The organism is Rhodococcus sp. UYP9, assembly GCF_040547235.1.
Taxonomy (GTDB): domain Bacteria; phylum Actinomycetota; class Actinomycetes; order Mycobacteriales; family Mycobacteriaceae; genus Rhodococcoides.
On sequence record NZ_JBEPPH010000004.1, the window covers coordinates 452,574 to 477,927 of the forward strand.

Annotated in this window: 24 protein-coding genes; 7 read left to right on the forward strand and 17 right to left on the reverse strand. The window is 65.4% G+C overall.

The window, feature by feature from the left end; translation table 11 throughout:
- Positions 1 to 128: 128 nt before the first annotated feature.
- From ABIB36_RS14870 to ABIB36_RS14940, 15 genes are all read right to left on the reverse strand, one after another.
- Positions 129 to 938: an SDR family NAD(P)-dependent oxidoreductase gene (locus ABIB36_RS14870; protein ID WP_354562139.1), complete on the reverse strand. Its 810-nt coding sequence runs from the start codon at positions 936 to 938 to the stop codon at positions 129 to 131.
- A complete protein-coding gene (locus tag ABIB36_RS14875) occupies positions 935 to 1,849 on the reverse strand; it encodes an NAD-dependent epimerase/dehydratase family protein (RefSeq protein WP_084346586.1) in 915 nt (304 codons plus the stop codon). Before ABIB36_RS14875 ends, ABIB36_RS14870 begins: the two co-directional genes overlap by 4 nt.
- Before the next feature lie 114 nt (positions 1,850 to 1,963).
- Complete coding sequence (locus ABIB36_RS14880; RefSeq protein WP_354562142.1) at positions 1,964 to 3,655, reverse strand: AMP-binding protein; 1,692 nt, start codon at positions 3,653 to 3,655, stop codon at positions 1,964 to 1,966.
- 93 nt (positions 3,656 to 3,748) lie between these two features.
- On the reverse strand, positions 3,749 to 4,675 hold the full coding sequence (locus ABIB36_RS14885; protein ID WP_354562144.1) for an SDR family NAD(P)-dependent oxidoreductase: 927 nt from the start codon (positions 4,673 to 4,675) through the stop codon (positions 3,749 to 3,751).
- A gap of 42 nt (positions 4,676 to 4,717) precedes the next feature.
- Positions 4,718 to 5,803 (reverse strand): MDR family NADP-dependent oxidoreductase, encoded by a 1,086-nt coding sequence (locus ABIB36_RS14890; protein ID WP_084346584.1) that lies wholly within the window; start codon positions 5,801 to 5,803, stop codon positions 4,718 to 4,720.
- Positions 5,800 to 6,927: an acyl-CoA dehydrogenase family protein gene (locus tag ABIB36_RS14895; RefSeq protein WP_354562146.1), complete on the reverse strand. Its 1,128-nt coding sequence runs from the start codon at positions 6,925 to 6,927 to the stop codon at positions 5,800 to 5,802. Before ABIB36_RS14895 ends, ABIB36_RS14890 begins: the two co-directional genes overlap by 4 nt.
- 1 nt (position 6,928) lies before the next feature.
- Entirely contained in the window at positions 6,929 to 8,158 is a 1,230-nt protein-coding gene (locus ABIB36_RS14900) for an acyl-CoA dehydrogenase family protein (protein ID WP_084346582.1), read from the reverse strand.
- Between the two features lie 62 nt (positions 8,159 to 8,220).
- Positions 8,221 to 10,446, reverse strand: a complete 2,226-nt coding sequence (locus ABIB36_RS14905; RefSeq protein WP_084346581.1) for an acyl-CoA dehydrogenase family protein — start codon at positions 10,444 to 10,446, stop codon at positions 8,221 to 8,223.
- A 10-nt stretch (positions 10,447 to 10,456) separates the two neighbouring features.
- Positions 10,457 to 11,602: a steroid 3-ketoacyl-CoA thiolase gene (locus ABIB36_RS14910; RefSeq protein ID WP_084346580.1), complete on the reverse strand. Its 1,146-nt coding sequence runs from the start codon at positions 11,600 to 11,602 to the stop codon at positions 10,457 to 10,459.
- On the reverse strand, positions 11,599 to 12,489 hold the full coding sequence (locus ABIB36_RS14915; RefSeq protein WP_084346579.1) for an SDR family NAD(P)-dependent oxidoreductase: 891 nt from the start codon (positions 12,487 to 12,489) through the stop codon (positions 11,599 to 11,601). Before ABIB36_RS14915 ends, ABIB36_RS14910 begins: the two co-directional genes overlap by 4 nt.
- Positions 12,490 to 13,704 carry a DegT/DnrJ/EryC1/StrS family aminotransferase gene (locus ABIB36_RS14920; RefSeq protein ID WP_084346578.1) on the reverse strand — a complete coding sequence of 405 codons (1,215 nt, stop codon included), beginning with the start codon at positions 13,702 to 13,704 and terminating at the stop codon, positions 12,490 to 12,492.
- Between the two features lie 45 nt (positions 13,705 to 13,749).
- Positions 13,750 to 14,931 (reverse strand): lipid-transfer protein, encoded by a 1,182-nt coding sequence (locus ABIB36_RS14925; RefSeq protein ID WP_084346577.1) that lies wholly within the window; start codon positions 14,929 to 14,931, stop codon positions 13,750 to 13,752.
- Entirely contained in the window at positions 14,928 to 15,344 is a 417-nt protein-coding gene (locus ABIB36_RS14930; protein ID WP_084346576.1) for a hotdog family protein, read from the reverse strand. Before ABIB36_RS14930 ends, ABIB36_RS14925 begins: the two co-directional genes overlap by 4 nt.
- A complete protein-coding gene (locus tag ABIB36_RS14935; protein WP_084346575.1) occupies positions 15,341 to 15,796 on the reverse strand; it encodes a Zn-ribbon domain-containing OB-fold protein in 456 nt (151 codons plus the stop codon). Before ABIB36_RS14935 ends, ABIB36_RS14930 begins: the two co-directional genes overlap by 4 nt.
- Positions 15,793 to 16,347 (reverse strand): FAS1-like dehydratase domain-containing protein, encoded by a 555-nt coding sequence (locus tag ABIB36_RS14940; protein WP_084346574.1) that lies wholly within the window; start codon positions 16,345 to 16,347, stop codon positions 15,793 to 15,795. Before ABIB36_RS14940 ends, ABIB36_RS14935 begins: the two co-directional genes overlap by 4 nt.
- 308 nt (positions 16,348 to 16,655) lie before the next feature.
- On the opposite strand from ABIB36_RS14940, the gene ABIB36_RS14945 reads away from it, so the two are divergent.
- From ABIB36_RS14945 to ABIB36_RS14960, 4 genes are all read left to right on the forward strand, one after another.
- Entirely contained in the window at positions 16,656 to 17,249 is a 594-nt protein-coding gene (locus ABIB36_RS14945) for a TetR/AcrR family transcriptional regulator (RefSeq protein WP_256895568.1), read from the forward strand.
- A 135-nt stretch (positions 17,250 to 17,384) separates the two neighbouring features.
- Positions 17,385 to 18,527 (forward strand): steroid 3-ketoacyl-CoA thiolase, encoded by a 1,143-nt coding sequence (locus tag ABIB36_RS14950; protein WP_084346572.1) that lies wholly within the window; start codon positions 17,385 to 17,387, stop codon positions 18,525 to 18,527.
- Positions 18,524 to 19,354: an SDR family NAD(P)-dependent oxidoreductase gene (locus ABIB36_RS14955; RefSeq protein WP_084346571.1), complete on the forward strand. Its 831-nt coding sequence runs from the start codon at positions 18,524 to 18,526 to the stop codon at positions 19,352 to 19,354. The genes ABIB36_RS14950 and ABIB36_RS14955 overlap by 4 nt, the downstream gene beginning before the upstream one ends.
- A 524-nt stretch (positions 19,355 to 19,878) precedes the next feature.
- Positions 19,879 to 21,477, forward strand: a complete 1,599-nt coding sequence (locus ABIB36_RS14960; protein WP_084346570.1) for an ABC transporter substrate-binding protein — start codon at positions 19,879 to 19,881, stop codon at positions 21,475 to 21,477.
- A gap of 158 nt (positions 21,478 to 21,635) precedes the next feature.
- Here ABIB36_RS14960 and ABIB36_RS14965 read toward each other — a convergent pair whose 3' ends face one another.
- On the reverse strand, positions 21,636 to 22,658 hold the full coding sequence (locus ABIB36_RS14965) for a LysR family transcriptional regulator (protein WP_354562152.1): 1,023 nt from the start codon (positions 22,656 to 22,658) through the stop codon (positions 21,636 to 21,638).
- Positions 22,659 to 22,735: 77 nt separating this feature from the next.
- Here ABIB36_RS14965 and ABIB36_RS14970 point away from each other — a divergent pair, with 77 nt between their 5' ends.
- Positions 22,736 to 23,146 carry a DUF5997 family protein gene (locus ABIB36_RS14970; RefSeq protein WP_084346568.1) on the forward strand — a complete coding sequence of 137 codons (411 nt, stop codon included), beginning with the start codon at positions 22,736 to 22,738 and terminating at the stop codon, positions 23,144 to 23,146.
- Positions 23,147 to 23,155: 9 nt separating this feature from the next.
- Here ABIB36_RS14970 and ABIB36_RS14975 read toward each other — a convergent pair whose 3' ends face one another.
- Positions 23,156 to 23,539: a YchJ family protein gene (locus tag ABIB36_RS14975; protein ID WP_354562155.1), complete on the reverse strand. Its 384-nt coding sequence runs from the start codon at positions 23,537 to 23,539 to the stop codon at positions 23,156 to 23,158.
- 139 nt (positions 23,540 to 23,678) lie between these two features.
- Here ABIB36_RS14975 and ABIB36_RS14980 point away from each other — a divergent pair, with 139 nt between their 5' ends.
- Entirely contained in the window at positions 23,679 to 24,146 is a 468-nt protein-coding gene (locus tag ABIB36_RS14980; protein WP_354562158.1) for an SRPBCC family protein, read from the forward strand.
- A 180-nt stretch (positions 24,147 to 24,326) separates the two neighbouring features.
- Positions 24,327 to 25,325: an alpha/beta hydrolase gene (locus tag ABIB36_RS14985; protein ID WP_084346748.1), complete on the forward strand. Its 999-nt coding sequence runs from the start codon at positions 24,327 to 24,329 to the stop codon at positions 25,323 to 25,325.
- Positions 25,326 to 25,354 lie beyond the last annotated feature (29 nt).

Sequence of the window (25,354 nt, forward strand, 5' to 3'; positions counted from 1 at the left end):
GAGTTGATCGACCCATCACCATCGTGGTTGGTGGTGATGGGTCGATCGGGTGGACTCTCACGTTGGCAATTGCTACGCGAACAGCGAACGACTCTCGCCGCTGCCGTCGACGGAACCAGCTCCTGGGTTCAGGGATTCAGGGGTCGATTGGTCCATGTCCCGTTCGGCCGCGCGAACCACCCACCAGCGGCATCGCTGCCTCCATCGACGTGCAAGGTGGTGCCGGTGACGTACCGGGACATCTCCGAGGCCAGAAACAGCGCCGGCCCCGCTACGTCGTGCGGGGTACCCGGGCCGCCCAGTGGGGCCCACCGGGGCCAGCGGTGCCGATCCTGTTCGGCGACCAAATTCGTGTAGGGCACCTGCGGGGTTTCGATGAGGTCGGGCGCAATGTTGTTGACCCGGATGCCATGAGGACCCACCTCCAGTGCGAGGCTGCGTGTGAAGTGCCGCAGCGCCGCCTTGTAGGTGGCGTACACGGTGTGGCCGGGGATACCGCGGTGTGCTTCGACGGTGGTCAGGTTGATTATGGACCCGCCTCGTTCACGCTCGATCATGCCCGGCAGTACCGCGTGCGTAGCGCGCATGGCGTGGCCGAGGTTGATCTCTCCGAGTTGGACCCACTCGCTGGGGTCGGCCTCGACGAAGGTGATCGGGGGCCGCAGGAAGTGGCCGACGTTGTTGACGAGGATGTCCGGCTGATGCGCGGCGAGATCGAGCGCCACGGCCGGGTCGGTGGCGTCCGCGATGACGGCCGTGATGGCCGGCACCTCGCGGGCCAATGCGGCAGCCGCCACATCGTTGTCGACCACCACCACCGCAGCCCCGTGCGCTGCGAACAGCCGGCTGATTGCGGCCCCGATTCCCTGTGCCCCGCCGGTGACGATGGCCGACTTGCCGATGAGCAGCTGCCCGAGCAGCGCGTCGGTGTCGGTCATGCCAGGCCGGCGCGGGTCTGGGCGACCATCTCTGCGATCGCGCGGGGCGCGTCGCCCTGGGTGTAGCCCAGTGCCGCGGTCTGGGCCGGATCCGTCTCGTAGGAGATCGTGTTGCCGCGGCCCTGCACGATGAACGCGTCGGGGAGCATCGGGTGCTCCTCATCGCGCGCGACGAGCGTGATGGTGCTGCCCGCCGCGTCGAAAATCATCTGGAAGTACTCGCGGAAGGCGAGGTTCGCGTCGCCCAGCAGATACGCCGTGCCGGTCTCGGCGTTGCGCAGCGCACCCCCGACCGCCTCGGCGAGTGAGCGCACCGACATGTAGTTGGTGCCGCCCGCGGGGGTGAAGTTCGGGATCTCCGGCTTTTTGCCGTCGGCCCAATCGAGGAATCGGCCGATGCGTGCCATCGAGGGGCCGGGGGTTACGCCGAGGATGTTGGGCGCGTTGAGGGTGGAGACGGTGAACTGGTCGTCGCCGAGAGCTCGAGCGCGCTCATCGGCCAGCGCGCGGGCGCGGACGTAGTCGTCGGTCTCGACCAGCTCCGGCAGGACCTGGTGGTAGTAGCTTCCGAGTTGGACGAAGTTCGGGACGCCCGCCTCCTTGGCCAGCGCGGCGAACCGCGGCACGCCACCGATCTGCATCTTCTCCCAGAACTCGGCCCGGTCGGTGTCTGCGGGGATGTGTCGGATGTCGTTGCCCGCGGCGAAGACGATTCCCTCGAACGGAGCCAGGTCCGAGGTGTTGAAACCTCCCTCGCTGTAGTCGCCGAGCAGGACGGGGAACTCGTTGGCGACCGTGCCCGGCGCCGGCTCGTTGCGGGCGGCCACTGTCACGTCGTCGCCCTGCTCGCGCAGGTATGTGGCGGTGGCGGTGCCGATCATGCCGGTACCACCGATAATCAGTACCTTCATCAGTCTCCTTGGATTTTCAACGATTCGAGGCCACTGGGCGGCCAGTGCTGTTTGTCGGGTTCGCTTGTCGAGGGGGGAGTGGTCCGACGATGAACCCTCTGAACTAGGACTGTGTCAGTTCGTTGCTGGTGTGGCTTCGGGTAGGTGGGCAGGCAAGAGCGCGGCGCGGCCGTGGCTGAGGAAATCGGCCTCGATCGCTGCCCGCTTGACGTCATCGAGTTTGCCGTAGGAGCTGGTCTTGCCGACCCGGATGTAGACGGGGTCGTGGGTGTTCCACGCGGCACTGCGAAGCGGTGCCTTGTTGACCTTGCCGCTACCGGTCAACGGGATCTGGTCGATCACCCGCACATAGGTGGGCCACCACTTGACACCCATCTCCGGCTGCTCTGCGAGAAACGCTCCGAAGTCCGCGGCATCGAACTGCTCGCCCGCGGCCATCTCCACTGCGCACATCACTTGATCACCCGTGCTGGGGTCGGGCACCGCGAATACGGGTGCCGCAGCAACACCAGGGACGCGCTGGAGAACTCGCTCCACCGGTGCCGCGGAGAAGTTCTCGCTATCGACCCGTAGCCAATCCGAGGACCGTCCGGCGAAATAGAAAAACCCCGCCGCGTCTCGGTAGCCCAGGTCGCCGGACCAGAAATCCTCGCCGCGGACGCGGTCGCTCATCGCCTCGGGGTTTTTGTAGTAGCCCTCGAACGTGTGGGCAAGGCCAACGGCGACCATCTGGCCTACCGCCGCGGGATTGGTGAGCCGGCCGCTCTTGTCGAACTCCGCCCGCGGGCACTCCTCCCCGGTCTGCTCATCGAGCACCCGGATATCGAGGTCGCCCTGAGGCCTACCCAAAGAATAGGCCGGGGAATCGGGGGTGCGACCAAGGCGGAACACTCCTTCGCTGAGCCCGTAGCCCTCCATGACCTCGCAACCGAACCGCTCGGTGAAGCGTGCGACATCAGCTTCCGAGGCCTCGGTGCCGAAGGCAAGCTCGAGGGTGCCCGTCCGGTCGCGGGGATTCTCCGGCTGGCTGAGGACGTAGGACAGTGCCCGACCGACATAGTTGACGTAGGTCGCCCCGAAGCGGTGGATATCGTCGGCGAACCTGCTGGCGGAGAACTTTCTGGTCATGCCCACCGTCGCACCGACTCGCATGGCGACGGCTAGGTTCATCATCACGGCGTTGCCGTGGAAAAGCGGCATGGACAAGTAGGTGACCGAATCCCTGCGCATCGACACCCGGTCGACGAGTACCTCGGCCAGCCGGCCCAGTCGGCCCTGGCCGACGATGACAGCTTTGGGTGCGCCGGTCGAGCCCGAACTGAACAGGAGCAATGCCAGCTGATCTGGCGTCGTGATGGATTCGGGCAGGCCTGCGCCCCGGTACGGGGCCAGCGTTTCCAGGTAGGACGGCTGGTCGACATTGAGGACCAGCTCCGGTGGCACCCCATGGCCGGTGCCCTCCACCAGGTGCGCGAGCTTGTCCTCGGTGATGATGATGTCGACGTCGGCGTGCTGGATGTCGTGCGCCAACTCGGGCCCGCTGCGGCTGGCGTTGATGCCGACGACGGCCGCACCGGCGAGCGGGCCCGCGGCGAGCCAGAAGACGAAGTCCGGCACGTTCTCCAGGAGCACGCCGATGTGGATTTGGCGGTCGGCCGGCGCGGGCGAGACGAGACCCACGAGGGCTGCTGCGCGGTCGGCGCCTTCCTGGACGACCTCGCGCCATGTCCACGACTGGTCCTCGAACCGGAGCCCGACCTTGTCGTCCTCGGCGCGAAGCCGGACGATTTCGGTGAATGTTTCCAACGTGCACTCTCCAAGATGATTGTGGCGCTCGCCGCCAGGGATGGGGCGGCACCAGGATTGAACAAATTTTCTGGGGCTAGGGTCAGCTCGCTGCTAGTCCTTCTCGAGCAGGCCCTCGGGGACGGAACCTGGGGGGTTGAAGTTCAGGTAGGGCAGCAGGAATCCCTCGTCGTCGAGGTCCGCGGGCTGCCAGCCCTCGAGCAGGCCCGAGCCATCGACGGCCTGGACCGGGCGGCCGAACTCCTTGAGCAGCGGGAGGCTGTATGCGACGCGGCCAGTGACCTTGTCCAGGTTCTCGCTGGCGAGCAGCAGCGCGGCCTCGGCCATGGTGTCCTCGGGCTCGGAGGGCCAGCCCGGCACCGCGCCGGCGGCGTGCTCGGTGGCGACGCCGCGGTTGGGGGCGAGCGAGCTCACCGCGATGTTGTCCTCGTAGAGCTCCATCGCGGAGCCGGTGCTGATGCGGTCGAGCATGGCCTTGGTGCCGCCGTAGAGCACGGAGCCTGCCAGCGGGTGGAAGGCGAAGGGCGGCCCGACGCGGGGGCCGGCCTGGCGCGAGGAGATGTTGACGACCCAGCCGGCTCCGCTCTCGCGCATGCCGGGGATCACGGCCTTCATCAGGTCCCAGGTGTTCCACAGGTTGGTCTCGACGGAGTCCTGGAACCACTCGCGCGACATATCGGCGAACAGCGTGTCGTAGCGGCGGGCCGCGGCCACGTTGTTGACCAGGGCGTCCACCCGACGGCCGAACCTGTCCTCGATCTCCGCGATCAGGGCGATGCGGTCCAGGTTCGGGTTGCCGAGGTCGACGGCGAAAGCGGCGGCACTGCCGCCGCTGGCGGTGATCAACTCCACTGTCTCCTCGAGTGAGCCCTGCAGCGCGCCGTCGCCCGCCCGCAGGGTGCGGGAGACAGCGGCCACGGCGATGCCCTCGGCCGCGAAGCGCCGCGCGATGGCCCGGCCGATCCCGCGGCTGGCGCCGCTGACCAGCGCGAGGCCCGGCTTGTGATCCTGAGTTGTCACGATGTGCACACCTATCTCTCGGGGGTTGGTGAACAGATATCTCTAGAAGCTGTGTCGACTGCGCAGCGCGTCGGGGAGGGCGCCGACCTGGATCAGCTGCTTGCCCTGGTTGCGGCCCGTCAGGACGTCCGCGAGGGCACGTGGGGCGTTCTCGATGCCGGCGATCACATCCTCGCGATACCGCAGCCGGCCCGCTGCGATGTGGCCGAGGGCCAGCTCGCGGTAGACCGGGTATTCGTCGTAGTGGTCCTGCACCACGAATCCCTGAATTCGCAGGCGCTTGCGCAGTACGGGCCGCAGCGCGGGACCGTGCTCTGCCTCCGCGGCGTTGTACTCGCTGGCCATGCCGCAGATCACGACCTGGCCGAAGTCGTTGAGGCGCTCGAAGACGGGGTCGAAGGCGGGGCCGCCGACATTGTCGAAGTACAGGTCGATGCCGTCGGGGCACGCTCGGTCGAGGCCTTCCGTGATGGTCTCGGCGGACCGGTCGACGCAGTCCGCGTAGCCGAGTTCGCGCACCACATAGCCGGGCTTGTCCCCGCTGGCGATGCCCACGACACGGGCGCCAGCAAGCGCGGCCAGCTGGCCGGCCACCATGCCGACGGCGCCGCCGGCCGCGGAGACGAGCACCGTGGAGCCGGGCTGGACGGTGGCGGCGAACTTCAGTCCGCAGTAGGCCACGAATCCCGGCCGCCCCAATACGCCGAGCTCGGCAGCCAGCCGGAAGCCGGGGCCGGGGGTCAGCTTGTCCAGCAGGTCGCCGGCCACGGTGTGGTACGTCTGCCAAGAGTTGCCGCCGCGCACCAGGTCGCCAGGCCGGAATCGCGGGTCGCGCGACTCTACGACCTCTCCGACCAGGGCGCCGTCGAGCCCGCTGCGCGGCGGCACTACGCCGGCGAGCACGACATCGCCGACCCGAGCGACCTGGCCGAGGGGGCCAGGCCCGGAGTCTGCGGCGGGTAGCCGGCGGCGCGCGCTTGGGTCGATAGAGAGATAGCACGCCCGGAAGACGACGTCGCCGTCCCGGGGTGTGCTCATCTCCACTGGCTCGACGAGAAAATCCCCCGGCTGGGGGAGGCCCCGCGGTGCGCGCAGCACGCGCACCGCGAGGTTCTCGGGCCTGGTCACTCAGGCGAGCCGATCGACGCGCCCTTCTCCAACGCGTCGCCCAGCTCAGTGCCGATGGCGCCCGCGCTGCCGAGGCTGAACGCGATCTGCCGGCCCCACAGGAAGTAGCGGTGGATTGGGTAGCTGATGTCCGCGCCCATGCCGCCATGCAGGTGCTGGGTGGCGTGGACGGCGCGCAGGCCGCCCTTCGAGGCCCAGTACTTCGCGACGAGAGCCGCGGCCTCCGCCTCGTCCTCCTTGCCGAGGTCCATCAGCCAGGCGGCGCGCTGGGTCGTGAGCCGGATGCTCTCGGTGTCGAGATAAGCATCAGCGGCGCGCACGGCGACGGCCTGGTTCGTCGAAAGCGGACGACCGAACTGGACACGCTGCGAGGTGTAGGCCGCGGTCTGCGCGAGCGCCTCCGAGCACACACCAATGGCGATCGACGCGAGTGCGACCCGTGCGCGGCGGACCGTCCACGCCAGGATCTGCGCGCCGTCGCCGGGAAGAACGTCGCCGGCGGCCACGGAGACGCCGTCGAAGCTCACCGCTGCGCTGCTCTCGTAGCTGGTGACGCTGAGCGGGGTGCGGGCCAGGCCGTCGGCGTCGGTGCGCACCAGCACGACGGCGACGTCGCCGTCGGGTAGTCGGACCGGCGCCAGCAGCGCGGCGGCCACATCGGCGGCGGGCACGGACGCGATTTCACCGTGTAGGCGCCAGCCTTCACCATCGGCCTCGGCGCGCACGGGGACGTCGTATCCGAAACCCGTCTCGAGCGCGCCGGTCACGATGTGTGAGCCGTCGATCAGACCCGGCAGCCAGGCCGAGATCTGCTCGGGGCTACCGAACTCGGCAATGGGAAGCGCCGCGCCGGCGATCGAAGACCAGAGGGGCACGGACGCCACGCGGCGACCCTGCTGCTCCAGCACGGCCATCAGCCCGAGCATGCCCAGGCCGGCGCCGCCGGCTTCTTCGGGCAACGCGATGCCCAGTAAGTCGGAGTCCGCAAGGCTCTTCCACAACTTGGCGTCATGGCCGCCGCTCTGCTCCACCGTCCGCAGGTGCGTCACATCGGACTGGGCGGAGAAGATCTGGTCTGCCAGGCCGCGGACGTCGGACAATTCGTCATTGAATTCGAATTCCATGTTACTTCGCTCCCGTTGTCGTCTTGGTGGCGTCGGTCTTGGCGGCGTCAGGGCGGCGACGCGCACCCATCGTCATACCGAGGGTCTTGCCCGCGACGATCTCCCGCATGACCTCGTTGGTGCCGCCGCCGAAGGTGTTGTTCTGCGCACGCCGGCCGAGCTGCTCGACGCGGCCCTCGAGGGCCGCGCCCGGGGTGCCGGGGCGCAGCAGGCCCTTGGCACCAAGGACCTCCTGCAGCATGCCGTAGGCGCTGACGACGCCCTCGGTACCGAAGATCTTGGCGGCCGCGGAGTCGCCGCCGCCCAAGGTGTTCGAGGCTACGTCCGCAACGAGGCGCAGGTTCATCAGGTCCGCAGCGCTGAGCAGCGCGTACACCTCGGCCATCTTGTCGCGCACCCACGAGATATCGAAGACGACGCCCTCGCCGGCGGGCTCGGCTTTAGCCCACTCGAGCACCTCGGCGAACATCTCGTTGGCGATGCCGCCGCGCGCGGCCAGTGCCACCCGCTCGTGGTTGAGCTGGTTGGTTATAAGGCCCCAGCCCTGGTTCAGCTCACCTACCACGTTGGACAGCGGCACTCGCACGTCCTCGTAGTAAGTGGCGGAGGTGCTGATGCCGCCGACGGTGTGGATCTCGGTGACCGAGAACCCGGGTGCGCTGGTGGGGACAAGCACCACGGAGATGCCCTTGTGTCGGGGCGCGTCGGGGTCGGTTCGCACGGCCAGCCACACCCAGTCGGCGAACACTCCGGCACTGGTGTAGATCTTGTTGCCGTTTATGACCAGCTCGTCGCCCTCGACGCGCGCCCGGGTCTCCAGAGCCGCGAGGTCGGTGCCCGCGTTGGGCTCGGTGTAGCCGATCGCGAAGATGAGCTCGCCCGCCAGGATCGGTGGCAGGAAGAAGTCCTTCTGCTGCTGGGTGCCGTTCTTGATCAGCGCGGGGCCGACCGTGTTCAGAGTGACCAGCGACAGCGGGGCGTTCGCGCGCACGACCTCGTCGTAGAAGACGTAGAGCGCCTCGGGGTCCTCGCCCCGGCCGCCGAACTCCTCGGGCCAGCCGAGGCCGAGCCAGCCGTCGGCACCCATCTTGCGCAGAATGCGATCGAAGGTGGGTCCGCCCTCGGTCTGTGTGACCAGGTCGCGGCGGTCCTGTTCGTTGATGTTTTCGGCGAAGTACGCGCGCAGCTCCGCGCGGAGGGCCTTCGAGTTGTCGGACAAGTCCAAGTACATGTAGGTGTCTCCTGTTCAGGAATTTCTACGGAGTTTTCAAGGGGTTCATGAAGGGTGGGTCGTCAGCGTGGCAAACCCAGCACTCGTTGTGAGATCACGTTGAGCTGGATCTCCACGGTGCCGCCACCGAAGAGGACGGCGGGCAGACCGATGTGGTCGATCACGTGGTCGGCGTCCGGATCCAGGACCGCAGCCTGTGGGCCCAGCAGCCGCAGCAGTTCCCGCGAGCCCTCGCGCTGGGCGAGTGCGTTGTAGACCTTGGCGACGCTGATCTCCGCCCCCGGACTCTGACCGGAAAGCCGAGCCAACACGCCGCGCAGATTGAGCGCAGACAACGCGAGCTCGCGGCTCGTGCTGTAACCCAGGGCCCGCACGGCGTCCCCACGGGAGCAACTGTGCGCGCCCTTCGCCAAGACATCGCGGAAGCGGTTGCTCGAGCCATGGTCCAGGGCTCCGCCCATGCTCAGTCGCTCGTTCGAGAGTGTTGTCACCGCGAGGCGCCACCCTTTGCCCGGTTCGGAGACCAGGCACTCGTCGGGCACGAAGACTTCGTCGAGGAATACCTCGTTGAACTCGGAGAACCCGGTGGCCTGCCGAAGCGGACGCACATCGACACCGGTGCTGCGCATGTCGACCAGGAAGTACGAAATACCCTTGTGCTTGGGCGCATCCGGATCCGTCCGCGCCAGGCACACTCCCCAGTCGGCCTCGTGAGCCATCGAATTCCATACCTTCTGGCCCGAGAGAATCCAGCCGCCGTCGACTTTGCGGGCAGCGGTGGACAGCCCCGCAAGGTCCGAGCCCGCGCCGGGTTCGGAAAACAACTGACACCAGACGATCTCGCCACGCAGCGTCGAGTGAACGAACCTCTGCTGCTGCTCAGCGCTGCCGTACTCGAGGATCGTGGGCAAGACCCACTCACCGATCACGGTTGTCGGCTGCTTCAGCCCGCGCACCGCGAATTCCTGCGCGATGACGGCCTGCTGTTCCGGGCCTGCGCCGAGACCGAACGGCTTCGGGTAATGAGGCGCCACCAGGCCCGCGTCAGCGAGTAGAGCGCGCCGACTGCCACCACGCTCCGGCGCCCAGCCCTCGCTGCGCACAGCGTCGTCGGGCAGTGCGTCGAGTTGGTCGAGCACGGCGGCTACCTCTGCCCGGAGCGCGGGCAGGGTGTGCGCTCCGATGAAGGAGAAGTCCCGGGTCGTGGTGATCGCGAGTTCGCCGAGTCGCTTGGCCCACATCTGATCGGAACCGGCGAGGGTGGCCAGGCTGATCGCGCGACGCCAATACAGGTGCACATCGTGCTCCCAGGTGAAGCCGACCCCACCCAGAAGCGTCACACATTCGAGGGAGTTGTCGATGCCTGCCGCCAGCGCGGCGACCACCGCCTGCGCGGATACGAGCGCACGCTGGTCGGCATCGTGCTCCTGTGCGCGGGCGGCATCCCATGCCGCAGCACACGCCACCTCAGCCCGCACCAGCATCATCGCGGACTTGTGCTGGACGGCCTGGAAGGTGCCGATGGCCTGGCCGAACTGCTCACGGGTTTTCACGTAGTCGACGGCTGTCGAGAGCGTCCACGACGCGATACCACTCGCCTCGGCAGCAAACAGGGTGTTACGCACCCATTCTGCATCCGCATCAGTGATGTCACCCAGTACGTCGGCCTGCGCAACCTCGTACCCGTCGAGCGTGAGTACCCCGATGGCACGGGTCAGGTCGACGCCTTCCTCGGCGGTCACCGCAGCAGTCTCGCCCGACACCAGCCGGAACCATACCGACGAACCGTCGGAGTCGCGTGCGCGGACCAGCACGATCTCCGCACCGGGCAGACCCAGTGTGGGCTCGGACGCACCCTGCACGAGCCAGCCGCTGTCGGTGCGTTCAGCGGTCAATCCAGAGCCGAAGGCGGTCGCGCCCGTCGCGCCGCCCGCGAACTCCTCGAGCAACCCAACCGCAGCCCCCGCGTCGCCCACTGGGCCGAGGGCCCGCGTGAGGACGGCGCTGGTGATCACGGTCGGTAGGAATGGTCCCGGATAGAGGGCTTTTCCCAATTGCTCGACGACAACGGCCAACTCGGTGATACCGGCCCCGTCCCCGCCGCTCTGCTCGGGTAAGTGGATGGCATGCAGGCGCTGTTGCACCAGCTGATCCCACGTGTCCGGCCGCTCGCCGGCCGCAAGCCCGGCGGTGTTCGCGCGGCCGTGCGCGATGGCGTCGGCGCGCACGCCGAAAGCCGTCACCGAGTCGGCGAGGTGCCGATGTTCCTCTTCGAGTGCTAATGCCACGATGTGCCCCTCAGATCCGCTCGAGAATGAGCGCGGTTGTCGACGCGGAGGCACAGATGGCCACCATCGCCGTGGATGCGTCGCGGCGCTCGAGCTCGTCGAGTGCCGTCGCGAGCAGCCGGATGCCAGTCGCACCGGCGGGGTGACCGACCGCGATCGCGCCCCCGTTGACGTTCAGCCGGTCCTCGCTCACGCCGTGCACCTGGGCGAAGGACATCGGGACCGACGCGAAGGCCTCGTTGATTTCGAACAGGTCGATATCGGCGATGGTCATGCCACTGCGCTCGAGCACTTTGCGGCCTGCGTCGATCGGGCCGTCGAGTAAGTACTCCAGATCACCTCCGATGATGCACTGGGCAACAATCCGTGCCCTGGGTTTCACACCGAGGTCTCGAGCTCGGGCGGCGGACATCAGCAGGGCAGCGCTGGCACCGTCGGAGATCTGCGAGGAACTGCCCGCCGTATGCAAGCCACCATCGAGGACGGGTTGCAGGCGTGCCAGCCCCTCCAGGTTGGAATCGCGCAGACCTTGGTCGCGGGTGACGCGGACCGGCTTCTGACCCGGTTCGAGACTCGGGACCGTGACGGGGATGATCTGCGCATCGATCCGGCCCGCGTCCCATGCCGCCTTCGCGAGCTGCTGCGAGCGCAGACCGAACGCGTCGAGATCCTCTCGTGTGAACCCGCGGTTGCGGGCTATGCGGTCCGCACCCGTGTACTGGTCGGGATACTCGACCGACCAGGATTCGGGCCGCGGCGTGCCCAGGCCCGTGCCGACCTTGGCGGTCAGCGGTGCACGAGTCATCAGCTCTACTCCGCAGGCGACGCCCACATCCGTTGCGCCGACTGCGATTTGACCAGCCAGCAGCTGCACAGCGCGCTGCGCGGTGCTGCACTGGGCGTCGATTGTGGTCGCACCGGTATGCGGGGGTAGACCGGCGTGCAGCCATGAGGTGCGGGCGATATTGCCGTACTGCTCACCCAGAGGGGTGACGCAACCGCCGATGACCTCCTCGACGATCTCCGGATCGATCCCGGCGCGTTCGAGCACTCCGCGCTGCGCCAAGCCGAGCAGCTCGGCGGAGTGAATGGTTGACATCCAACCGTTGCGCTTGCCGAACGGGGTCCTGGCAAGGTCGACGATCACCGGTGTCATGACAGCTCCTCAATTTTGTCCAAGACGTTCCGTCGAGGCTCATCCGAGACGTTCCGTCCGGGGTTGTCCCAGGACTTACCGTCCAGCCCGCGGGTGGTCAGGTTCCACTGGTCGATGAGGTCCAAGCTCACGCACACTCGCCCCGTCACGTCGGCGGCGCAATCGCAGAGCGCGAGAACCCCCTCGACCATCTCCTCGATGGCCTCGACCTGATCTGGACGGATAGTGGCACCGACCAATGCGGTGGCGCCCTCGCTGAGCACGGCAGCACGCGGCTGGACGGTATTGACCCGCACGCCCGTGCCGTACAGCTCCGCGCCCAAGCCGTGCGTGATCCGGTTCAGGGCGGCTTTGGATGCGCCGTAGACCGCCATCGATGTGCCAGGGGGCACCAGGTCGAATGGCGGGCCCTCGTGGTGGCGGGCCGTTGCGCTGGAGACGTTGACGATCCAGCCCTCGCCGGCCTCGACCATCGACGGGGTCGCCGCCTGCATCAGGTCCAGCGGAGCGTGCACGTTCGCTTCGAACGTGAGTTGGCGCCGCCGCAGCGGGTAGTCCGCCAGCGGCTGGTAGATCGCCGCTGCCGCGTTGTTGACCAGAATGTCGATCGGGCCGCCGAGCAACTCGGCCGCCTTCGCGATCACCTGCGAGCGTTCCTCGGGGTCGGTCAGGTCGACGACGATCATCTCGACCCTGCGGCCGTATCGGCGCAGCCGTTCGGCGGTCTCCTCCAAGCTGCCGGGCAGGCGCCCGCCCGGACCGAGAGTGCGCGCGATGAGAACCACGTCGGCACCCTCGGCGGCAAGCCGCTCCGCGACGCCCGCGCCGATGCCTCGGCTGGCACCGGTGACGACCGCGCGTCGTCCCTCGAATCGCTTGCCCACCATTTACTCGAACTTCGAGGCGAAGCGGTGGATGCTCTGACCGATGCGGACTACCTCTTCATCGGTGAGACCGTGGCTCATGCCCAAGGTCATGCCGCGGGCGAAGACCTCGTCGGCCACCGGCAACCCCTCTGGGGGCTGACGGAACTCGATGTTGTTCATCATCGGGTGACGGGTGATGTTGCCGCTCCAGACGGTGCGGGTGTCGATGCCGTCGGCCTCGATGGCCTCCTGCATCTGGCTACGGGTGAAGGGTGCGTCGGCGTTGATCATCACCGGATAGCAGAGCCACGCGGTGTCCAGGCCTTCGAGCTCGACGGGCGTGGTGAAGAACTTCGGGAACGCGCTGTAGGCCTCGGTGTAGGCGGCCCAGGTTGCCTTGCGGGTCTTGTAGTTGTCGGCGAGCTTGTCCAGCTGCACGACGCCGTACGCGGCCCCCAGCTCGGAGGGCTCGAAATTCCACGGCATTACGGCGTCGAAAATGAAGTCGTTGTCGTAGTCGACACCGTCGAGCTGCTCACGGAAGACGCGACCGACATCCTTGCCGCTGCCGAACAGGTTCGGTTCGCTGCGTCGGCCCCAACGACGCAGGAGCAGCGCCTTGTCACGGCTGGCCTCGTCGTCGACCAGGACCATGCCGCCGGTGCCTGCGCACGTGATGATGTGCGCCATCGAGAAGCTGGTGACGCTGATGTCGGCGCGGGCGCCGGTGGGGGTGCCGCGGAGCGTCGGGCCGATGGCGTCGCAGCAATCCTCGATAATTTTGAGACCGTGGCGATCGGCGATTTCGCGGATCGCGTCCCAGTCGGGGCAGTTGCCGGCGAGATTCGGTAACAGGATGGCACCGGTCTTATCGGTGATCATCGCCTCGATCTTGCTGACGTCGATGTTGACCGTGTTGGGCTCCACGTCCACGAAGACGGGGATCATACCGGCGCGAACGATAGGCGCGATATCAGTGGAGAAGGTCAGGGGAGAGGTGATGATCTCGCTGCCCTTGGGCAGGTCCAGCAGTTCGACGGCGACATACAGGCCCGAGGAGCCCGAGTTGACCATCACGCCGAACTTCTTGCCGCTGAGTTCCGCGATACGTCGCTCCATCTCGGCAACGTTCTTGCCGATGCGCAGGCCCTGGTGGCCACTGCGCAGTACGTCGACAACTGCCTGGATCTCTTCCTCGCCGTGCGTTGCGCGGGCGTAGGTGATGCGGTCGGTCATGGGAAACTCCTAAAAGGCTGATCGTGAAACTAGAAGGTGGGAGTGCTAGCGGTCGGCGGAGAGCACGAGAGCGCTGTGGGGTACGGGGGAGCCGCCGGTGACCAGTACGTTGTCCAACGTCTTGGTGGGCTGGTTGACAGATGTGCCGCGGATCAGGCGCACGCCCTCCGCGATGCCGTTGACGCCGTGGATATAACCCTCGCCGAGCTGGCCGCCGTTGGTGTTGATGGGCAGGCGGCCGCCGAGTTCGAGGTTGCCGTCGGCGATGAAGTCCTTCGCCTCGCCCTTGCCGCAGAAGCCATACTCTTCGAGCTGGAGCAGCACCATCGGAGTGAAGGCGTCGTAGAGGATCGCGGCGTCGATCTCGGCGGGGCTGAGGCCGGACTGGCTCCACAGCTGCTGGGCGACGAGGTCGACTTCCGGCATGGAGTCGATGTCTTCGCGGTAGTAGCTGCTCATAGAAATCTGCTGCGGGCCCACGCCCTGCGCTGCGCCGGTGATGATGGCGGGCTTGTTCGGCAGGTCGCGCGCACGCTCAGCGCTGACGATGACCAGTGCGACGCCACCGTCGGACTCCTGGCAGCAGTCGAGCAGCCGGATCGGATCGGCGATCAGGCGCGAGTTCTGATGATCCTCGATGGTGATCGGCCGCTCGTGGAACCAGGCCTTCGGATTGTTGGCTGCGTGCTTGCGCGAGAGCACCGAGATCGCCCCGAAGTCCGCGCTGGTGGCTCCGTACTTGTGCATGTACAGCTTGGCCAGGAACGCCTCCTGCTGGGCGGGGGTGAGCAATCCGTAGGGGTTGATCCAGTTGCGGTACTCCTGGTCCGTGTTCTGGTTGTACGCGAAGGCGGGCGGGCCTTGGCCGAATCGGTGTCCTGACCGTTCGTTCATCGCGCGGTACACCACGACGACGTCGGCCACCCCGGTCGCGACCGCGAGCGCGGCCTGCTGCACGGGCGCACACGCGCCACCGCCGCCGTGCGGGATGCGGCTGAAGAACTTGAGCTGAGGAATGCCGAGCGCGCGGGCGACGGCGATCTCGGGGTTGTTCTCCATGGTGAAAAGGGAGAAACCGTCGACCTCCTCGATTCCGATCTGTGCGTCCGCGAGTGCGGCGACGACCGACTCGCAGGCCAGCTGCCACTCACTGCGTCCGGAGTTCTTGGAGAACTCGGTCGCGCCGATACCGGCGATGGCGGCGGCGCCTGAGAATCCGCGGGTCATGTGCTCTCTCCTTGTTGTGGGGTCGGCTCCACGGTCACCGTGGCGGTCACATGGGGGCCCCGCGCGTTGCTACCGATCACCTTGACGGTCACTGCGTCGCCGTCGACCGCGGTGACCTCGCCGGTGAACGTCATGGTGTCGCCGGGGAAGTTCGGCACGCCCAGGCGCAGGGAAGTCTTCTTGATGCGGGAGGCGGGCCCGGACCAGTCGGTGATGTACCGGTCGATGAACCCGTTCGTGGAGTTGATGCTCATGAAGATGTCGGGGGTGCCGCGCCCCTGGGCCGCGCCCGGGTCGTGGTGGACGTCCTCGTAGTCCTGCGAGGCCATCGCGGCCGCGACGATCAGCGTCCGGTTCAGCGGAAGATCGAGCTCGGGCAGCTGGTAGCCGACCTGGCACTTTGGCATGCTCATGATTGGGCCTCCCCGTCGAGACCGGCTGCGCTGCGGCGGCGCAGCTGCGGCAGGATCTCCCCGTGCGCGTGCTCGGAGAACGCGACCTCGAGTTCCATACCGAACTCGAGTTCGTCGTGGTCGATGCCGGCGATATCGGCAACCAGCCGTGTGCCCTCCTCGAGATCCACCAACCCGACGGCCAGTGGGTACTCGAACGCGGGGTCCTTCGGGTGGTGTAGCACTGTGAAGCTGTGCAGCGTGCATTGACGCGTCGACTCCACGGTGTCCCACTCGAAGGACCGGCACGCTGGGCATGCCGGGGCCGGGGGGTGGCGCAGCGTCTGGCAGTCGGCGCAACGCTGGATTTCCAGTCGACCTTCCTTGGCCGCGGTGAAGAAGAAGTCGTTGTCTTGCGTCACGGTCAAGCGGGGGACCGAGGTGTGTCGATCCTGTTCGGTGCTCTCGCTCACGAGTGGGTCTCCTGACTGTTGGGGTTGAACCGGAGCAGTCGGAACCGCTCCTCTACCAGCGTGTCGCCGACATCATTGACGTAGTTCTTCAGCAGAGTGATGAAGCATCCATGCCCGAGGCCCGTCCTTTTGAACGGCGAGATCGATTCGATAGTGAAGTAGGCCGTCACGTGATCGCCTGGGTACAGCTCTGCGAAGTACTCCTGCTCGACGTTGGTGGCTACCACCGAGGTGAAACCGGCGTCGTCGAGCAAGGCGAGCAATCGCGAGTAGGCGAAGTCCTCGATCGCGCCTTCCGCGCGCAGACGCTGCACCTCGCGGTAGCGGCGGTATCCGGACATGACCCAGGTGGAGATCATCGCGGGTGGACAGATGACATCCCTACGGCCAGTTGCGCGCGCAGCCTCAGGGTCGACGTAGATCGGGTTGAAGTCGTCATGGGCCTCGGCCCAGTTGCGGATCATGGCGGCATTGACGTCATAGCGAGCCACGCGGGGCGGCTCGGCTTCCACCCCGATGAAGTCGGCGAATTGTTTTTCCAAGTGTTCCACTGATGCCCTCCGCAATTCCTACTTGAGCAAGCGCTTGATTTTGAGAGTATCAGCGCCTCGCGGAAATGAAAACTACGGTCTGAGCGAGAGGCCCGCGAGGCATACCAGCGCGTCCAGTCGGTTACGCTGAGCCCACGTCGCCGGCTAACGAGGGGTGCATAACCTAGCCATGGGATTCTTGCGGCCGTAGCCGTGAAGATGCTCTGGTACGCCTCCTGGGGGCGCATCTCGCTGGCTCCAGGCACCAAGAATTCATGACGCCGAGGCATCGGTGTGACTGTGTCCGACAACAGACAAGAAGTGATCACGTGACAACAACGACCCCGGACCGCAGGGCGCAGATCCTTGATAGCTCGGCGGAGTTGTTTGCCAGGAAGGGCGTCGCGGGAACCACGGTGCGCGACATCGGTGAGGCGGCTGGAGTCTTCTCCGGGAGCCTGTACCACTACTTCAAGTCGAAGAACGCGATCGTGGCCGAGTTACTCGCTGATTTGATGGGCGATATTGCGGCAAGGTTCGAGCTGATCGAGGCGACAGCGTCGAGTCCCGTCGAGATCATTCGGGGGCTGATTCGTGAGACGCTCACGGTGATAGAGCTGCATCCGTACGCGACCGCGATTTACCAGAACGATCGCAACTACCTTCGTGAACACGAACTACTGGAACCGGTCGACCGTGCGTCTCGCGGGATCCGCGAGCACTGGCTCGAGGCAATCAAGCGGGGCACGGAGGAGGGCGCGTTCCGGGTCGATATCGCGCCGGAAATCTTCTACCGGACCGTGCGAGACACCCTGTGGTCGACCACTCATTGGCCGGACCGAAAGCAGTACACGCTGGCAGAGTTCTCCGAGCTCATGGCGACACTATTTTTCAGTGGTTTCTGCCTCGTCCTGGACGAGTAGCTCGGACGAGACTCCGAGCGCGGCGGGCGGCTCCGTGTCTCGTCCAGCGAGATCCGCACGATGGCGCGCCCTTCGCTGTGGTTACAGTCGCCGTCGATGCAAGCGCCCCTGCTTTCATCATTGATAGGAGGCCTGATGGGCACCCCCGTAATTGTCGATGCTGCCCGATCGCCCAGTGGCAAACGCGGCGGTTGGCTGTCCAGCTTGCACGCGGCACAACTGCTCGGACAGGTTCAACGTGCGGCGCTGGAACGCGTCGGTGTCGAATCCGAACTGGTGGAGCAGGCTATCGGTGGCTGCGTCACCCAAGCTGGTGAGCAGGCCTCCAATGTGACCCGCACGGCCTGGCTCAATGCCGGGTTATCCGAGCAGACCGGCGCTACCACTATCGATTCCCAGTGCGGTTCGGGGCAGCAGGCAGCGCACCTTATCGCCGGTCAAATCGCGCTGGGCACAATAGACGTGGGCATGGCGTGCGGGGTCGAGATGATGTCGCGGGTGCCACTGCTGTCGAACATTCCCGAGGGTCTCGGCGGGCCGAAGCCGGCCGATTGGACGCTGGACCTACCGAATCAGTTCGTCGGTGCAGACAGGATCGCGCGCCGTCGGTCCTTCACCCGTGAGGATCTCGACTCGTTCGGGCTGCGTTCGCAGCAGCGTGCTGCTGCGGCGTGGAGCGAGAAACGCTTTCATCGTCAGATCATTCCGATCACAGTGCCCGGGCCCGACGGTTCCGCTGTCATCGATCGCGACCAAGGCCTGCGGGAAACCTCCATGGACGCACTGTCCGCGTTGCGTCCGGTGATCGACGGTGGGCTGCACACTGCAGGCACGGCCTCGCAGATCTCGGATGGTGCAACCGCGGCGATACTGATGGACGAGTCCCGCGCCCGGGACCTCGGACTGCGTCCGCGCGCCCGCATGGTGAGCCAATGCCTGATCGGTGCCGAGCCCGAGTTCCTCCTCGACGGGCCTGTGCAAGCTGCCCAGCGGGTGCTCGATCGGGCCCGGATGAGCATGTCCGACATGGATCTGGTCGAGGTCAACGAGGCTTTTGCCTCGGTGCCCATGTCGATGGCGCAGATGCACGCGGTGGACCCGGACAAGCTCAATGTCAACGGCGGCGCGATCGCGCTGGGCCATCCGGTGGGCTCGACCGGCATCAGGTTGATCGCCGCGATAATCGACGAGCTCGAGCTTCGCGACCAGCAATTCGGATTGATCGCCGTCTGCGCGGGCGGCGCCATGGCCAGCGCAGCGATTATCGAGCGGCTATGACGGGCAACGCGCAGGCGAGCGGGCTCGCTGGCAAGGTGGCGGTGATTTCGGGCGCAGGCCGCATCAGATCCATCGGCCGCTCCATCGCGATGGAACTTGCGCGCGAGGGCTGCGATCTGGTGCTCACGGGCACGGGGCGCACTCCCGACCGGTACACGGACGAGGAACGGGCCAGCGGATGGCGGGACATCGAGTCGGTGGCCGAGGAGGCGCGGGGCCTCGGAGTCCGCGCGCTCACCGCGGTACTGGACGTCTCCGACGAGGCTGCGGTCGATGGGTTGCTGGAGAAGGTGGTCGCGGAGTTCGGTGGAGCCGACATCCTCGTGAACAACGCCGCGGCCGCTCGCGCTGGGGACCGCGTCCCGGTCACGGACCTGGCGGCGGACGTCTGGGATTTCGTGATGCGGGTGAACGTGCGCGGGACCTTCTTGATGAGCAGGGCATTCGCTCGCCAATTCGTTGCTCAAGGTCGCGGCGGCACCATCGTCAACATCTCCTCCATTGCCGGAAAGATCAGCGGTGCCAACGCGGCGGCGTACTCCGCCTCGAAGGCTGCGGTGCAGTCCCTGACTTCGTCGATGGCCAAGGAATTGGGCAGCGAGCAGATTCGGGTCAACGCGCTGTGCCCGGGGATCGTGTCCACTTCACGTCTGGACGATCTGACGGCCGACCAGTGGGGCGTGCTGATCGAAGAGCGGGTGCCGTTGGGCCGGGCCGGTACCCCGCAGGAAATTGCGTTTGCTGTGGCATTCCTGGCCAGCGACAAAGGACGGTGGATTACCGGGCAGTCGTGGAACATCGACGGCGGCCAGATGACGATTCGCTGACGGGCCGCGTAGTTGGCAGCGCTGTGCGTATATGCGCGCAAGGCGGCTGTTCACTAGTGACCAGCTGTGGACCCCGGTAGGTTCGGCTCCTCGAAGGGCGTGACGGCCCGGGCCCGACTGGCCACTCCTGGTCTCGTCTGGCAGGTCGGACGCCTTGTGGCCTGGAGTGTTGATTTCGCCCGCGGTCCAGTGACCGCGGGCGACCTAGTTGCGCAATCCCTGTGGCGTGCATCGACGCACATATTCCTCTGTGACTGGTTTCACGCTGTTCGTGTTTTTTTCGTCCGACTGCTGTTAGGTTTGAATCAAGCGCTTGCTCAACACATGCTCGGTTTCGAGTTGTACCGGAAGAATCGGACTCGGCTTTCGGTGCCGGTGAAATAGCTATCACCTAGGCCGCGCTGCAGGTGTCCTCTGCGCACTGCGCGTCCCAGAGTTTTCCGGTTGATCGTTCCCCGGTTCTGCATCGCCGCTGAGCGGTCCCACAGATAGGAATCACCATCGAGAAAGTAAGGAAGCCTTATATGTATCGCACCAAGGAATTGCTGTGGAAGTCGATCGCGGTACCCTTCGCGGCCACGCTGCTGCTTGTCGGCTGCGCCAGCGGGGCCGACACCGGTAGTGGGGCCGCCACCGACCAGTTGAGCGAGGGCATGAGGGGGGCCACCGACAGTGGTGATCCCGTCTCCGGAGGAACCCTTTCCTTCGGGGCGTACTCGGAACCGGCGGCGCTGGACCCAGCAGTGGCGATCGCCGCAGTCACCACGGGTGGCATAGAGATGCTGAACATCTACGATTCGCTGCTGCGATTCGACACCGAGTCCAACGAATTCGTTCCGCAGATGGCGCAGAGCCTCGACCATGATGACGACTTCCGGACCTGGACCCTGACGTTGCGGGACGGCGTGAAGTTCTCCAACAACATGCCAGTGGATGCGGCGGCGGTGCAAGCGAGCCAGGAACGTTATGCGGCAAAACCTGCTCCGGAGGCGGCGCTATGGAACGACAGCGTGGAGAGCATCGAGACATCGGGCGACAAGACCGTTACCTACACACTCAATAAGTCCTGGGCCGACTTTCCTGGGTTGCTCACAACCGGACCGGGCATGATCGTCTCCACCGAGTCGGACGGTCCGGACGGAAAGTTCACACCGATCGGGGCAGGGCCCTTCACCCTTGCTACCTGGGCTCAGGCCGACAGTATGACGTTGTCGGCACGAGAGGACTATTGGGCAGGCGAGCCGAACCTGGATGCGCTGCGCATTGTGTATCTCCCTGGGACACAGGTCGGACTGGAAACCATGTACAACGGCGGCATCGACTCGACGTTCGTCCGCGAGCCCGACGAGGTCGATGAGGTCGTGGAGCGCGGGATGAGCGGCTATGTGAACATGACCGCCGCCGGAAACGCCGCGCTCATCAATGCCTCGGAGGGCCGTCCCGGCGCTGATCCACGTGTGCGTCAGGCGATGCAGCTTGCCGTTGATCCGCAAATCATCACCCAGCGCGCATTCGACGATCCCGACCTGGGAAACGGCACGATTTTCCCGGAGTATTCGCGCTGGCACACGCAGACCCAGGCCACGCCTGTTGCCCCTGAAAAGGCCAAGCAATTGCTTGCGGAGGCAATGGCAGACGGGTATGACGGCAAGCTCGAAGTGATCGACGCATCAGACCCGGCTTCGCAGCAGACTGCGCTCGCCGTCGAAGCGCAACTGGAAGCGGTTGGCTTCGATGTCCGGGTCAACCTGATGCCGACAATCGGTGACCAGGTCCGCACTATTGCCAAGGAACGGAACTACGACCTCGCGGCATGGGGTCTTGCCTACCGCGAATCCGACCCATTTCCGAAGATGCAGGCAACGATGCACAGCGAGGGCAAGCAGGTCTATGGGATGTACACCAGCCCAGAAATGGACTCGCTGATCGATGAACTGCAGTTGGCCTCCGACAAGGACAAGAAGGCTGAACTGGTCGACCAGATCCAGCAGCAGGTCAACAAGGATGTGCCCTACTTGGTCTACAGCTCCTTCGCTGAGTTCGTCGTCTGGAATCCCACCGTGCACGGAGTAGTGGGCTCGTCCAATTCGATGGTGCTCTTCGGGACGGCGTGGAAGTCGTAGTAGCTCTCAGGCGGTCGCGGATGGGCAGCGTCGAGAGGTGCTGCCCATCCGTGGCGGTGAAAATATCTACCCGGCCGAGGGGGGAGTGCTGATCGAGCACTCTGCGGTGCGTCAACGCGTGGTGCGCCCTGGTCAACAAGTTATGGAAATTCCCATTTCTAGGGTCGCCGCGGCCGCTTGCCAGAAGAGAAATTTTTCTTGCTTCCTCGGGCGCCCTTGGCCGGCTGGCTCGCCTTCGCGGCCAGTTGTTGCTTCTTCTTGGCCGCACTGTTGTTGCGGTTCGCTGCACTGGTGGGTGGCGTCGGAGTTCCCCGCGAGCTTCGGACAGAGCGGCCGCGGACGATGCCGACGAAGTCCTCGACCTCTTCGGTGGTCTTGTCGATGAGCCATGCAATGGCGACGGGGGAGCCCGCTACGCCGTCGATCGGGCGATACACGAGGTCCTTGCGGCTGTGCAATCGGGCGATGGACTGTGGCATAACGGCGATACCCAGCCCTGCGGCAACGTACTCGACCAGTTCGGCGTGTGAATTCACCTGCGGCGGTGCCAGTCGCGTGCCGTCGGCGATTTCGGTGGCGATCGACGCCCATTCGGGAACCTCGGACGGTTCCTGCAGCAGGTGCTCGTCGGCGAGGTCTGTCACGGCGATGCGATCGAACGCGGCGACTGGGTGGTCCTTGGGAACGACCACCACCGTCACTTCCTCGTAGAGGCCGATGACGCTGAGATCGTTCCGGTCGACCGGGAGTCGAACGAAACCGACGTCGACCACGCCCGATCGAAGCGAAGACTCCTGCGTGTCGGCTGTGGTGGGGACCAGCTCCAATGCGATGTCTGGGAATCGCTCGGACCAGATTCGGGTCCACTTGGCCGGCGTCACGCCTTCGGTGAAACCGACGGTGAGCGTGGCTGACTGCTCGTTCGACGCGTTGGCACGCAGCAATTCATCTTCCTCGGCGACCATCACGCGTGCGGTCTGGAGGAAGTCGGTGCCGCGATCGGTGAGCTCTGTCGGCGACGCGCCGGGGACGAACAACGAGTAGCCGAGTTCGGTTTCGAGTTCGATGACCGCGGCACTCAACCGCGTCCGGGCGATGTTCAAGGTTTTGGCAGCGCGAGCGAAATGCAATTCTTCCGCGACGGCGATGTACCAGCGGAGGGACTGCACGTCGAAATTCACATCTCAACAGTAGGCGACTCGGGCCGTTGTCCTGGACAGTGGCGTCCGGTCCAGCTGTGGGCAGATAGGCTGTCGGGGTGAGCCCGGAGAATAAACCACAGCAGATGAAGCCCCTTACCGCGGCGAACAAGCTCGGCATCTACCTTCCCGCAGCGCCGGAAGAGTTTCAGGCCGCGTCCATTTCCCGCGCCGAACTGGACGCATTGCGTAAAGAACCGCCGCAGTGGCTTGTCGACCTCCAAGAGAACGGCCCGTTCCCGAAGGACGTCATTGCGCGCAAGCTCGGGGTGTCCATCGCAGGTCTTGCACGAGCCGAGATCACCGACGCCCTGACCGAAGCCGAGATCGGCCAGCTTCTTCGAGAGCAGCCCGAGTGGCTGGTTCGAGAGCGTCGTACGCAGGATGAGGTCCGCGCGGAAGCCGTGCGGGTCAAGGCGAAGGACGAGGCTCGACGGGCCGCTACCAACCGGCCACAGAAACAGCGGTAGTACAGGCGTTTATTGCGCCAGGACGCCGTCGAGGTAGACCCATCGGTTGTCCTCGCGAACGAATCGAGAAGATTCTCTGAGCACCCCGTTGCCATCGGGATGGCGATAGAACGCACTGAACTCGACCTCGCCCGTCTGGTCCATGAGCCCTCCTTCGGAGGTTCGGTGGACGTCCAATCGATACCAGCGTTGCTGCGGGTCGAGCGTCAACTCGGTCGGAGCCGTCGAACTGTGCCAGGTCTTCAGCAGGTAGTCGGCGTCGCCGACGCTGAATGCGCTGTAACGCGATCGCATCAAATGTTCGGCCGTCGGTGCGGTCGCTGTTCCGTTCAGAAACGGTTCGCAACAGCGGTCGAAGGGCTCACCGCGCAGACATGGGCAACTTCGACTCATATTCCGCAAGCCTCGATGTGGGTCGTCACGCCGCCGTTCCCGCTCTGATCGATCGACTTCACTGGGGCCATCGGTCCATTGAACATCGTCGAACCGTAGCGGCTCGCATGGATGGGCCGAATACGGGTATGAGCACGTCATGGCTTCCACACAGATCGTCGACCAAGGACCTCGCATCGTGGCTCGTCGGATCGAGGTACGAGCGCCCGCCGCCGATCTCTTCGCTATCGTCGCGGACCCACATCGGCACGGTGAACTCGACGGCTCGGGCACGGTGAAGGACACGGTCAAGGGACCGGATCGATTGAACCAGGGCGCCAAGTTCTCGGTCGGAATGAAGCAGTACGGCGTTCCGTACCGAATCACCAGCACGGTGACCGACTTCATCGACTCCGGCACCAGCAAGGTAATCGAATGGCGGCATCCCCTGGGGCATACGTGGCGGTGGGAGTTCGAGGAGAAGACACCGGGTACGACCACGGTCACGGAATCGTTCCGCTACGCAGCCGCCAAGGCGCCGAAAATGCTCGAGATGTTCGGGATGCCGCAGAAGAACGCGGATGGAATCAGCGCGACTCTGGACAATCTGGCACGTCGGTATTCCTGACCTGCTCATCGGTAGGTATGTGCGGGAGGACTCGACCCCCTCACCGGGTTCGTTACAGGTCGGTGATTGTCGGCCCCGATCGCTATCGGCAGTGATACTGTTCGCCGAACTAACGTCAAAGCATCGCCGGAGGGCGGACGCGTGAAGATCAAGAACGCAATCGTGACATGCACAGCGGTGATGTTGTGTGCGTTGACGCCGTCTGCGGTAGGTGTGAGCGTCGTGTCCGCCGAGGACCTACCCGTGACGTCGGCGACATCCGGTGATGGTTCGCGCATCGTGTCGTCCACCCGCATCGATGATCGCCGGTCGACGCTGGAGGTCTACTCGGCGGCCATGGACAAGAACATTCCAGTCCAGGTGATGACCCCCGCAGATGGTTCTGTTCCACGGCCGGTTCTCTACCTGTTGAACGGAGCGGGAGGCGGCGAGGACTCCGCAACGTGGCAGTCCCAGACGGACTCGACCGAGTTCTTTGCCGACAAGAACGCTTTCGTGGTCACACCACAGTCCGGAAAATGGTCCTACTACACCGACTGGATAAGCGATGATCCAGTCCTCGGTCGAAACAAATGGCAGACCTTCATCGGCGAAGAACTTCCACCGTTGATCGATGCACAGTTCGATACCAACGGAATTCAGTCGATAGCGGCCCTCTCCATGTCCGGCACCTCGGTTCTGAACTTGGCCATCGCCTATCCAGGTCTCTACAAGGGCGTGGCCGCCTACAGCGGATGCGCGCAGACGTCGGATCCGCTCGGGCAGCAGTTCGTGAAGTTGGTTGTCGAGTTGTACGGAGGCGGAAACGTCGAGAACATGTGGGGACCGCTCGACGGACCTGTATGGCGTGAAAACGATCCACTCCTCAACGCTGAAAAGCTGCGTGGCACCGAGATCTACATGAGCACCGGCACCGGGCTACCCGGCATCCCCAACGACACACCGCTGAATCCTCGATTCGCGGAAGGCAAGGCCACACTGTTCCCGGACCAGCTACTGGTCGGCGGCGGTATCGAGGCCGTCGTGAATTTCTGCACTTCGAACATGGCCAAGGAGCTGTACCGACTCGGAATCCCTGCCGAGGTGAATTTCCGTCCCGTCGGAACGCACTCCTGGGGCTACTGGCAGGACGACCTCCACGCGTCGTGGCCGATGCTGGCGCATTCGCTCGGTATCTGAGCTCGGCATCTGGGCTCGGCATCTGAAAG